General features: G+C 65.8%; 9 protein-coding genes and 1 pseudogene. 4 read left to right on the top strand and 6 right to left on the bottom strand.

Annotation, left to right across the window (positions count from 1 at the left end; all coding sequences use genetic code 11):
• Positions 1–361, top strand: a 361-nt coding sequence (locus CCOS865_RS12060) for a M20/M25/M40 family metallo-hydrolase (protein ID WP_119141029.1), incomplete at its 5' end; no start/stop codon positions are given.
• 89 nt (positions 362–450) lie between these two features.
• On the opposite strand, the gene CCOS865_RS12055 is transcribed toward CCOS865_RS12060, so the two are convergent.
• The 3 genes from CCOS865_RS12055 to CCOS865_RS12045 all read right to left on the bottom strand — a co-directional run bounded on the left by CCOS865_RS12055 (position 451) and on the right by CCOS865_RS12045 (position 4,811).
• Positions 451–1,731 carry a carbohydrate porin gene (locus tag CCOS865_RS12055; protein WP_119141027.1) on the bottom strand — a complete coding sequence of 427 codons (1,281 nt, stop codon included), beginning with the start codon at positions 1,729–1,731 and terminating at the stop codon, positions 451–453.
• 105 nt (positions 1,732–1,836) lie between these two features.
• On the bottom strand, positions 1,837–4,254 hold the full coding sequence (locus CCOS865_RS12050; RefSeq protein WP_119141025.1) for a glucose/quinate/shikimate family membrane-bound PQQ-dependent dehydrogenase: 2,418 nt from the start codon (positions 4,252–4,254) through the stop codon (positions 1,837–1,839).
• Positions 4,255–4,481: 227 nt separating this feature from the next.
• Entirely contained in the window at positions 4,482–4,811 is a 330-nt protein-coding gene (locus CCOS865_RS12045) for a cupin domain-containing protein (RefSeq protein WP_415842669.1), read from the bottom strand.
• 74 nt (positions 4,812–4,885) lie between these two features.
• On the opposite strand from CCOS865_RS12045, the gene CCOS865_RS12040 reads away from it, so the two are divergent.
• A complete protein-coding gene (locus tag CCOS865_RS12040; protein WP_119141021.1) occupies positions 4,886–5,785 on the top strand; it encodes a LysR family transcriptional regulator in 900 nt (299 codons plus the stop codon).
• 112 nt (positions 5,786–5,897) lie between these two features.
• Positions 5,898–7,097 (top strand): MFS transporter, encoded by a 1,200-nt coding sequence (locus tag CCOS865_RS12035; RefSeq protein WP_119141019.1) that lies wholly within the window; start codon positions 5,898–5,900, stop codon positions 7,095–7,097.
• Positions 7,098–7,732: 635 nt separating this feature from the next.
• Here CCOS865_RS12035 and CCOS865_RS12025 read toward each other — a convergent pair.
• Together CCOS865_RS12025 and CCOS865_RS12020 are read right to left on the bottom strand one after the other, a co-directional pair.
• Entirely contained in the window at positions 7,733–8,344 is a 612-nt protein-coding gene (locus CCOS865_RS12025; RefSeq protein ID WP_119141017.1) for a LysE family translocator, read from the bottom strand.
• A 75-nt stretch (positions 8,345–8,419) separates the two neighbouring features.
• Entirely contained in the window at positions 8,420–9,280 is an 861-nt protein-coding gene (locus tag CCOS865_RS12020; RefSeq protein WP_119141015.1) for a CAP domain-containing protein, read from the bottom strand.
• Positions 9,281–9,849: 569 nt separating this feature from the next.
• Here CCOS865_RS12020 and CCOS865_RS12015 point away from each other — a divergent pair.
• On the top strand, positions 9,850–11,232 hold the full coding sequence (locus CCOS865_RS12015) for an MFS transporter (RefSeq protein WP_119141013.1): 1,383 nt from the start codon (positions 9,850–9,852) through the stop codon (positions 11,230–11,232).
• A 124-nt stretch (positions 11,233–11,356) separates the two neighbouring features.
• On the opposite strand, the pseudogene CCOS865_RS12010 reads toward CCOS865_RS12015, so the two are convergent.
• Positions 11,357–11,609, bottom strand: a pseudogene (locus tag CCOS865_RS12010) (sigma-54-dependent Fis family transcriptional regulator); the annotation flags it as partial.

The following is an 11,609-nucleotide window of genomic DNA, read 5'->3' as shown; positions in this document are numbered from 1 at the left end:
GCAAGGGGTCGCCGATCAGTTGCAGACCTACGCCGAGGCAGAACTGTTGCCGCGCATGCGGGCGGTGAATGCCGGGAGTGATATTCGGCTACAGCCGTTGAGTGCCTATCCCGGGTTGGCCACGCCGGCGGACAGCGATGCGGCGCGGTTGGTGGCATTGCTCAGTGGCTCTACGGAGTTTGGTACCGTGGCGTTTGGTACCGAAGGCGGGCTGTTCGATCAGGCGGGGATACCGACCGTGGTGTGCGGGCCGGGGAGCATGGAGCAGGGGCACAAGCCGGACGAGTTCGTCAGTGTCGAGCAGTTGGCGGGGTGTGATGCGATGTTGCTGAGGCTGGTCGAGTATCTCAGGGCGGGTTGACCGCGTAGCGCCTCATCGCGGGCAAGCCCGCTCCCGTAGGAGCGGGCTTGCCCGCGATGAGGGTGCAACAGACGGCACATCAACTCAGGTCAGAAGCTGGCCTTGACCTGCAGACCTACCACCAACGCATTGTCGATGTTGGCCCCGGAGAACGCCCCCGGCTCGATGATGTACTGCACGTCCGGACGCAGGTTCAGCCAAGGCGTCGCCTGGTAGCCATAGCTCAGCTCGATCAACTGCTCGGCGCTGTCGATGTCCGGGAAGCCCTGGCCGCTGGCCAGGGCCGCGTCTTCCAGCACCTCACGGCTGCGCGGGTTAGGCACGGCGCGCCCATAGCCCAGCGCCAGGGTGTCGCGAGGACGCCCTTCGAACGGCTTGTACAGCACCACGCCGGCGCCGTACCACTTGGTGAACGGCGAGGCGGCCTTGCTCGACGCCGAGTACTGACCAAACGCATGCAGGCTGCGGCCCGGCGAGCTCGGGTCGTTCCACACCGCCTGGTCGAACACCAGGTAGTGACCGCCACGGCCGGCGACTTCATCGCTGCTACCGATGCGTTTTACGTTGGAGCTGTCGTAGTAGTAACCCAGCTTGTACTCACCCGGCAGCTCGGCCTGCAGCTTGTACACCAGCTCCACCGGCACCACGGTACCTGTGGTGTGCTTGGGGCCAAGGTGCCAGGCGCGGCTGGAGTTGCCGTTGCTCTCGGGGTCGACGTTGAACGCCGCCACGCGCAGCTGCCAGGCCGACGACAGGTCGTACTTGACCCGCGCACCGAGGTGGGCGTTGGGGTAGTTGGTCCAGCCGCTGCCACCGGACATGTTCAGCGGGTGACCGCAGAAGCCGGCGTTCATGAAGTTGCAGAGGATGCCGGTGTCCAGCACGCCAATGTCATTGCCCATGGCCATGTAGCCAAGCTTGACGTTCAGCGCCGGGGTGAAGTTGCGCTCGTAGCTCAGCTCGGTCAGGCGGGTGTACAGGCCACCGTAGTTTTCCTGGATCGGCAAGCGGTTGCCGACCAGGTCTTCGGAGGCGCTGTTGCCGCGACGGTCGTTGACGCTCAACTGAACCTTGCCGCCGTTTTCCAGGCCGTACAGCTTGGACAGGTCGAACTGCACGCCGAGCTTGATGTTCTGCGAGTAACGCGCCGAACGGTGCAGGCCGCCGTGGGCGTTGTAGGCCGTCTCGCCACTGTAGTCGGCGGTGAACTTGACGCCGTCGTCTTCGAGCTGGTGACGCAGGCCGCCCCAGTCCCCGGTCAGGGTGCTGCGGTTCATCAGGTCGGCTTCAGCCAGGGCGCTGGTGCTGGCCAGGGCCATCAGCAGGCCGGCGGTGAGACGGGTAGGGGTGAACTGAAACGCGGAGTACATTGCGGCGCTTTCCTGGGACATTCAGGGTATCTGTAAGGGCCGCTTCGCGGAGCAGGCCCGCCCCCACGTGGGGAGCGGGCCTGCCGGCGAAGCAGGCGACGTGGTTTACGGCAGGGCGTAAGAAATCACGTAATCGCCACGGTCGGTCGACTGACGCGCGCCACCGGCGGTGATGACCACGTACTGCTTGCCAGTCTTCGGCGAAACGTAGGTCATCGGGCCACCCTGGCTGCCGACGGGCAGGCGGGCTTTCCAGACTTCTTCACCGTTGGCGCTGTTGTAGGCGCGCAGGTAGAAGTCCTGGGTACCGGCGATGAAGATCAGGCCGCCTTGGGTCGACAGGGTGCCGCCCAGGGTTGGCAGGCCGACCTTGATCGGCAGGTGCATGCGGATGCCCAGCGGGCCGGTGTCTTCGACGGTGCCGACTGGCACCTGCCAGGCAACCTGGCGGGTCTTCATGTCGATGGCGGTCAGGGTGCCGAACGGCGGGGCCTGGCACGGGATACCGGCGATCGACAGGAAGCGGTTCTTGTTCACCGCGTATGGAGTGCCCTTGAGCGGCACGGCGCCCATGCCGGTGTTCAGTGCTTCGCCACCGCCAGCGGCCTTGCCCTGGTTCTGCGACGGGATCATCTGGATCCACAGGCCCAGGCGCATGTCGTTGACGAAGATGAAGCCATTCACCGGATCCGTCGAGATGCTGCCCCAGTTCATGCCACCCAGCGAACCAGGGAAGCTCAGCGACAGGTCGGTGCCCGGCGCGGTGTACAGGCCGTCGTAGCGCATCTTCTTGAAGTCGATGCGGCACAGCAGCTGGTCATACGGGGTAGCACCCCACATGTCCGACTCGGTCAGGGTCTGCGCGCCGATCTGCGGCATGCCGACAGACTTGGGCTGGGTCGGCGAGTACGGCTCGTTAGGGATGTTGCTTGGCTTGACCGGTACTTCGTCAACCTGGGTTAGCGGCTTGCCGGTGGCGCGGTCGAGCACGTAGATCTGCCCGGCCTTGGTGCCGATCACCACCGCAGGCACGGTCTGGCCGTCGTCCTTGGTGAAGTCGATCAGGCTCGGCTGCATCGGCAGGTCGAAGTCCCACAGGTCGTTGTGGACCGTCTGGTAGACCCACTTCTCGTTACCGGTGGTGGCGTCCAGGGCCAGGACCGAAGCACCGTAGGTGTGGTCCAGCTTGCTGCGCTCGACACCATAGATGTCGGTGGACGAGGAGCCCATCGGCAGGAACACGGTGTTCATCGCCGGGTCGTAGGACATCGGCGCCCAGCTGTTCGGCGTGCTGCGCACATAAGTGCTGCCGTCGGCCGGCGCGTTGCGGTCTTCAGGGTTGCCCGGGTCGAAGGCCCAGCGCATTTGCCCGGTGATCACGTCGAAACCACGGATCACGCCGCCTGGCATGTCGGTCTGGACGTTGTCGGCGATACGCCCGCCAACCACCACGGTGGTGCCGGCCATCAGCGGCGCGGACGACAGCTGGTAGTAGGAGTCCGGGACGTTGCCCAGGCCGGCCATCAGGTTGACCTGGCCGTTGTCACCAAAGCCCTGGCAGAACTCGCCAGTGTCGGCGTCGACCGCGATCAGGCGACCGTCGATGGTGTTGGTCAGCAGGCGACGCTGGCAGTTGGCACCGGCGGCGACGCTGGCCGCAGCGATCGGCGAGCTGTTTGGCTGGGTCGGTTGGGCCAGCGGCGCGGTCGCGTCGAAGTAGGCCATGCCACGGCAACGCTGCCAGACCTTGGACTGGGCGTTGATGGCGTTTTTCCACAGCTCTTTGCCGGTGTCGGCGTCAAGTGCGATCAGGTTGTTGTGCGGGGTGCAGATGAACACCTTGTTGCCAACCTGCAGCGGGGTCAGCTGGTCTTCCGCGCCGTTGCCATCGCTGATGGCGACGTCACCGGTGTGGTAGGTCCAGGCGACCTTGAGCTTGTCGACGTTGTCGCGGTTGATCTGGTCAAGCGCGGCAAAGCGGCTGCCACCTTCGGTATTGCCGTAGTGAGCCCAGTCTTTCTGGGCTTTGGCTGGCTCGACCGGGGTCATGCCCGGGCCGTTGCCGGTCGGGGCGACGCTTGGGTGAGCAACGAACATGTTGCCCGCAGCGATCACCACCGCCACGCCGAGCACGGCGGCTACGCCGTAGGCAGCACGGCCAGTGCTGCGGCCGTTGGCGCGGACCAGGGTCGGGTAGACCAGGGCCACGACCACGCCGATCGCGGCGAACATGAACAGCCGCGAGAACAGCGGCCAGAACACCAGGCCGGTGTCAACCACGGCCCAGATGGCGGTGCCGATCAGGAATGCCGCGAACAGCCAGGCGCCAGCGACCTTGCGGCGGGCGATCAGGATACCGGCGATGGCCATGGCCAGGCCGCCGATCAGGAAGTACCAGGAACCGCCCAGACCGGCCAGCTTGATGCCGCCAGCAGCCAGGAGGAGGCCAAGCAGGGCGATCACGACGCCCAAACCGACCAGAATGAATGTCGAGGCGCCAGAGGCGCGCGGTGTTTCGTTCATGCCAGGAATCTCGCAGGTGGAATGCGCACAGTTTAAGCCCTTAGCAAGCTAATTAACAAGTTAGTACATTCTTGAATAGGGCCGATTGTCGCAGGGTTGAACTTGGCAACATGCCCGGAAAAGACTAGATCACGCGGCGAATTTGTCACTAAACAAGCTGTTTTTCGAGTTGTGAAAATTTCGCAAATGCGACGTTGGTCGTAGTCGTATCGCGCTGGGCGGTATGGTCACGGGGGATAGAAGATTGCCAGCCACACGGTCCTCACCCCTGGCTCGGTCCATTCCACCCGATGCCGGCAATGCGCCGGTATCTCGAGATGGTCCCCGGCACGCAGTACGCGCGTGTCTGCTTCGTGCTCGAGCCGTAATCCTGCGCTGCCGCTGAGCAGCAGCACCCATTCCGCCTCTTCCTGGTCGTACCAGAACCCTTCGGGGCTGGCCTGGCCGCTGGAAACGATGCGTTCGATGCGCAGCCCCGGCCGGCTCAGCAAGTCATCGACCTGCTCGGCGGCTTGCGCATCGAGGTGGGGAAGGGCGGCAAACAGATTGTCAGGCATGGGCATCTCGCGGTTTCTTGATTCCGGACCCTGATTGTAGGAAGGTTCCGGGTTTAGGCAGACAGAAAAAGCCGATGGACAAGCTGCTGGCGATCAAGACGTTCATGGCCACCGTCGAGGCCCGCGGGTTCTCAGCGGCCGCGCGCAAGCTCGGGGTCGCCACCTCGTCGGTGACGCGCCTGGTGGATGCGCTGGAGGCCGAACTCGGCGCCACCTTGCTCAACCGTTCGACCCGCCAGGTCAGCCTGACCGAGGCGGGCACCGGTTACTACGCCCGCGCGCGGGAGATCCTCGAAGCCCTGGCCGAGGCCGATGCCAGTGTCGCCGACCGCGGCGAGGAGCCGGTCGGGGTGCTGCGCCTGTGCCTGCCGGTGGAGTTCGGCCGGCGGGTGATCGCGCCGCACCTGGGGCGGTTTCTCGCCGAGCACCCGGGGCTGGAGCTGGACATCGACCTGAGTGACCGCTTCGATGACTTGCTCGACGGCCGCTATGACCTGTCGATCCGTCTCGGCGAACCGGCGCCGAGTGATGAGCTGGTGTGCCGTCGCCTCGGGCGGTTCGAGCGTTGGCTGGTTGCCAGCCCCGGTTACCTGGGCGAACGCGCGCCGCTTATTCACCCTGGGCAACTGCTGGAGCAGGCCTGCCTGCGCTTTCGCTATGGCCAGTCTGGGCGCGCCTGGCGCCTGCGCCGGGGCGAGGAGGCGCTGCAGCTGGAGGTCAGTGGTCCGTTGCGCAGCGCCAATGCCGACCTGCTGCGCGAGGCGGCGCTGGCGGGCAGCGGGATTGCCCTGCTGGCCGACTGGCTGGTGGGCGAAGACGTCGAGGCCGGGCGCTTGCAGCGGTTGTTCGACGATTGGCAGATCAGCCCCGGTACCGCCAGCTGTGGCATAAACGCCCTGTACCTGCCCAACCATCGCGGTTCGCGCCGGGTGCAAGCGTTCATCGGTTTCTGCGAGGCGTTGCTGACGCCCTGAGCCGTCGCGTTGCGCCAGGCGCAAAGGCGCATTGCGCAGGCCCTGGATTCTCTCGGCCGTGACGCCTCGGTAAGGTGCCCGGCATATCCCGTCAATTGCCGAGGCACTTGCAATGAACCCCTCCCTCGCTGTTCCCCAGCCGTCAACCGCAGGCCTCAGCCGGGCCCTGGTGACCCTGCTGGCGTTCTGCTGCGGCGCCATCGTCGCCAACATCTACTATGCCCAGCCCATCGTCGGCCTGATCGCACCGGAGCTGGGCCTGTCCAGCGAACACGCCAGCCTGATCGTCTCGCTGACCCAGCTCGGCTATGCCTTGGGGCTGTTGTTGCTGGTGCCGCTGGCTGACCTGGTGGAAAACCGCCGACTGATGATCGCTACGGCAGTCATGGCCTGCGCCAGCCTGGTGTTGGCGGGTACCAGCGGCAATGGCCAGGGCGCGCTGTTTCTCGGCTATGCCTTGCTGATCGGCTTCAGCTCGGTGTCGGTGCAGATGCTCATCCCGCTGGCGGCGCACCTGGCGCCAGAGCAGCAGCGTGGCCGCGTCGTGGGCAACATCATGGGCGGCTTGTTGTTGGGGATTCTCCTGGCCCGCCCGTTGTCGAGCCTGGTCGCTGATCACTTCGGCTGGCGCACGGTGTTCATCGGCGCTGCCGGGGTGATGCTGGCGATCATCCTGCTGCTGGCCATGACCTTGCCGCGGCGGGTGCCGGATCACCAGGCCAGTTATGCCCAGCTGATGGCGTCGCTGGTCAGCCTGCTGCGACGCTACCCGCTGTTGCGCCAGCGCTCGGTGTACCAGGCGTTGATGTTCGGTGCGTTCAGCCTGTACTGGACGGCGGTGCCGATGGCGCTGGCGGGTGAGCATGGCTTGTCGCAGAGCCAGATCGCGCTGTTCGCCCTGGTCGGCGCGGTGGGGGCGATTGCCGCACCGCTGGCGGGACGCCTGGCGGATGCAGGGCATGCGCGGCGCGGGTCGTTGCTGGCGCTGCTGCTGGCACCGCTGGCCTTGCTGCTTGGCCTGAGCGCGCCAGGTTATACGGTGATCGGCTTGGGTCTGACCGGGGTGCTGCTGGACTTTGCGGTGCAGATGAACATGGTCATCGGCCAGCGTGAAGTGTATGCGCTGGACCCTGCCAGCCGTGGCCGGCTGAATGCGCTGTACATGACCAGTATCTTTCTCGGCGGGGCGGCGGGCTCGGCGGTCGCCAGCCCCTTGTATGCGCAGTTTGGCTGGCACGGGGTGGCGATGGTCGGTGCCGGGCTGCCCGTGCTGGCGCTGGTGATGTTCCTGATGGTATCGCGGCGGGGCTGAGAGGGGCCGCTCCGCAGCCCTTTCCGACCGGTCCGGCGCCCCGGCAAGGCCGCTCCCACAGTATCAGCGCTTGTCCCGTGAATAGGGTTCTTCACGGATTATTGGGATAGTTGCCGGTGGGGGCGCGTTTCGATTGTTGAGCTTGTCCGGTTGATGGGGTGCTGCTGCTGGCCCCTTCCGCCCTTACGGCGGGTCACTTTTTTTCTTGGAAAAAAGTAACCAAAAACCGCTTGCTCCTGCATCCGGCCCTTCGCTGCGCTACGGGTTCCCTCACTCCGGTCTTGCTCCCGTGAGGACCGCGCCGGACGGGCCTTCCTGGCCCGCGGCGCTTGCCGGCCATCCATGGCCGTCACCTCACTCCGCAAGACCTCCGTTCGGCCTCCTGAAGTCGCAGTAGATCAAGATCACAAGCCAGATCAAGGGCCAGATCAAGGGCCAGGGCAACGGCTGGCGAATCGCTGCGCTCTCGCTTGTTTATAAGGGCGGTACAGCGCGTCAGCGCCAGAATTTGATTGGCAGTCCCGGCCTCTTCGCGGGGCAAGCCCGCTCCCACAGGATCTCCGCTGACCAGAGGAGCGACGCTATCCTGTGGGAGCGGCGGTGCGCCGATGCGACTTGCCCCGCGAATCGGCCAGTCACCGCCCCAGTGGCAGCGCTACACCGATCAGGGCGAACAGCCCACCACAGCAGCGATTGAACCCGGTGCCGCCCTTGGCCAGCCAAGGGCGAATCCGAAACGCCAGGCGTGCCAGCAGGTATTCAACACCGCACTCGACAGTGGCAAAGGTCGCGGCCATCACCACGAACTGCACCAGCAACCCCCGCTGTGGGTCGATGAACTGTGGCAGGAAGGCCCCGTAGAACAGCAGCACCTTGGGGTTGGCCATGGCCGAAAGAAACCCTTGGCGGAGCAGGCCGACATTGCTCAGGCGCGCCGCGCCTTGCGACAGCTCAAGGTGCATCGCCGGGCTGCGCCAGAGCTGGATCCCCAGCCACACCAGGTACGCCCCGCCGACCCATTTCAGCACCTGCAACACGCCCGCCGAGGTTTGCAGCAGGGCGCTCAGGCCAAACATGGTGAGGGCGATCAGCGCACTGAAGCCGAACACCCCACCCGCAATGGTGAACAGCGTGCGGCGCGCGCCATACAGTGCGCCATGGGTCAGCGCCAGCAGGCTGTTCGGACCTGGGGTCAACGACAGGCCGATGCTGGCGAGCAGGTAGATGAGCCAGGTGTCCAGGGCCATGGGCGGTCCTTCCTTCTGTGGGTGGACGCCAGTCTACGCCAAGCCTGAAGGGCGGCGCAGCCACAACAGCTGAGATTACTGTGGCGTGCCGAACAGCCCGGTCCAGTAGATGCCGGCATCGCTCTTCGGGTCCACCGCATACGCAGCGCCTAACTCGCGGTAGTCCGGGTTCATCAATGTCGCACAATGCCCAGGGCTGGCCAGCCAGCCGTCGACCACCTTGCGCGGGGTATCACGCCCTGCCGCGATGTTTTCGCCGATCTGCTGGTACAGGTAGCCGGCCAGCTCGGCGCGGTCACCTGGGGTGCGTCCGTCGCGGTCGATGTGGTCGAAGAAGTTCTGGTTGGCCATGGCCCGCGTATGGGTCGCGGCCACCCCGGCCAAGGTCGTGCTCCAGCTCAAGGCGGGCGCGCCGGCGAACGGCTGACCGCCACACTGACGCGGTACCTTGCGCGCGGCGTTGATCTCTTGCAGGAGCTTTTGCCCCTCGGCTTGCCAGTCGCCCAGGCGCCCGGTCAGCAACGGTCGGGCGAGGACGATGCGCCAGTCGCGGCCTTCCTGGCTGACGCCGATGTCGACGAACTGCGGATCCAGCACCACCTGGCAGAAGCTTTCGGCAATGGCGTTCATCGCCGACTTGGCGTCGCGCGGGCCAGACAGGCTGATGGCCTGGACATTGACCATCGGGTAGGCCGCGCGGGTCATCGCCTGCTGCAGGTCGCGGGTGCCCTCGGGCGACAGCGCCAGGCGTGTGTCGCTGCTCAGCGGTGGCAGTTCCAGCGAGCCTTGGTCGCCACAGCGCTGGGCCTGGCTGCGGTAGACGTTGATCGACTCGATCAGTTGCCCCTCTTCGCCGGTAAAGGCCTGGGCCCCGGCAGAAACGCCCAGGCCCACCGAAAGCAGGGCCAGGCAGGCAACGGATGACAGGACGCGCATGTAGTTCTCCCTCTCTGGCAGCGCCTTGGTTTGCGCTGCTCATCCTACACAAGCACGGGGCGTTTGGCCCGGCGTCATGCAGTGCGAATAAACGGCCGGCGGTGAGTCATCAGCGGCAAAAGAGGCAGTAGACCACGGCGTGTCGGGAAAGTGCGGCGGCTCGGTAATAATTCCTAACCTCATCTGGAAGCCGTGCCGAGTCGCTGTCCATCGGTCATCCGTGTGCATGGCCTGCAGGGTTGTGATCGGAACACGCTCCTGTCCTTTTTGTCCGACCCCGCTGGCCTGCTGCTGTTCCCTTGAGAGGCGGGCCGGGCGATTTGCTCAGGGCCATCAGGTGTTGCCTGGGCAACAGCCACCCAACAATGTGTTGGCGAGCGTTCACTTCCAGCAAGCTGCGCCCCAGTAAAAACGGGCAGTGCAGACCCGGCATAACTCCTGCAATGGTCGACGGCGTCTCCTGGGCCGTGCAGGCGCGCCACGCCTGCCCTCAGGAACATTGCCAGCCAAGGACCGCTCATGATCGCCCCCCAACGTTTCCCCGCCCGGCCCGCCGTCTCGGGGCGGTTTTGACGGCCCAGCCGGCCCCCCTGGTCGGCCATCTGCAAAGCCCCAAGGTGCCGGTGATCATCGGCGCCGCATTGTTCATGGAGTTGCTCGACAGTACGGCGGTGATGACCGCGCTGCCCAGCATGGCCGCCGACTTCGGCGAGCCTGGCTTGCGCATGAACCTGGTGGTGTCGGTGTACATGCTCGCGCTGGCCCTGTGCGTGCCGCTCAGTGGCTGGGCCGCCGAGCGGTTCAGGCCGCGCCAGGTGATGCTGCTGGCGATGGGGCTGTTCACCACCGCGTCACTGGCCTGCGCCTTTGCCGAGTCGCTCTGGCAACTGTGCCTGGGGCGCATGCTGCAGGGCGCGGCGGGCGCGCTGATGACCCCGGTGGGGCAGGTGATCATCCTGCGCTGGTCGAGCCGCGACCAGCTGCTGCAGTCGATGTCCTGGCTGGCGTTGCCCGCGTTGGTCGGGCCGCTGCTGGGGCCGTTGCTCGGTGGTGTGCTGGTGACGCTGTTGTCGTGGCACTGGATCTTCCTGATCAACCTGCCGATCTGCCTGGTGGGCTGCGTGCTGATCCTCAAGCATGTGCCGGACTTTCCACCGCGCGCGGTGCCTGCGCTGGACTACCGTGGCCTGCTGCTCAGCGGCGGGGCGCTGGCGATGCTGGTGTTCGGCCTGGAGTCGCTGGGGCTCGGGCAACTGCCGCGCGCGTGGGCGTTGGGCTTGATCGCGGGCGGCGTGCTCTGCGGATTGGGCTATTGGCTGCACGCGCGGCGCCATCCCAGCCCGCTGGTCGATCTGTCGTTGTTGCGCTTGCGCAGTTTCGGCGTCGCCCACGCGGGTGGCGGGCTGTTTCGGTTGGGCTCGGCGGCGCAGCCGTTCCTGCTGATCCTGCTGTTGCAGAACTGCCTGGGCATGAGCCCCTTGGCCGCCGGGTGCCTGGTGGTCAGTGGCGGTGTCGGTGCGCTGCTGATGAAGCTCCTGGCGGTGCCGCTGGTGCGCCGCTTCGGCTATCGGCGGGTGCTCAGTTGCAATGCCCTGCTGTGCGGCCTGGGTATTGCCCTGTGTGCGACATTCGACCGGGACACGGCGGTGTGGTTGATGGCGCTGGTGCTGTTTGTCGCGGGGGTGGTGCGTTCGTTGCAGTTTTCGACCTTGGGTGCGGCGAGTTATCAGGATGTACCGGGCGAGCGCTCGGCGGCGGCCAGCTCGCTGTCGGCGATGTCGGTGCAGTTGAGCATGGCCATGTCGGTGAGCCTGGCAGGGGTGATGCTTGGGGTGTTGGCCGGGGTGGATGGGCGGGCCGAGACCTCGGTGGCGGATATCGCCACGGTGATGCTGGTGTGTGCGCTGATGTGCGGGGTGTCGGCGTGGGTGTTCAGGCGGTTGGCGAATTGATTGTGAGGAGTGCATAGCGGGTGCTAGCCACAGGCTTCTCGGGCGCCCTCACTATCGAGCGCCGCGCGGGCGGCGCTCGATAGTGAGCGCGCCGCAAAAGCCTGTGGCCTGCACGGCCAGCCCCCTAAATCGACAACCGCAGCACCCGATTGTCGAGCGGCTGCTCCGGCCCCCGGCGCTTGTTGACCACCAGCTCACCGATCGCGATCAGCCGGGTGCGCGTGACATTGCGCGACAAGCCGAGCAGCTGCGCGGTATGCACCTGGTTGTAATGGCAGAACTGATAAGCCGAACGCAACAGCGCATTCTCGACCTTCTCGTACAATGCCCCAGGCTGCTCCTCATAGAGCCGGCTGAACGCGTGCTGCAGCAGCTCC

It is taken from the genome of Pseudomonas reidholzensis (assembly GCF_900536025.1).
GTDB classification, from domain to species: Bacteria; Pseudomonadota; Gammaproteobacteria; order Pseudomonadales; family Pseudomonadaceae; genus Aquipseudomonas; species Aquipseudomonas reidholzensis.
Note: the sequence above shows the minus strand (reverse complement) of the source record. Positions and strands in the feature narration are given on the sequence as shown.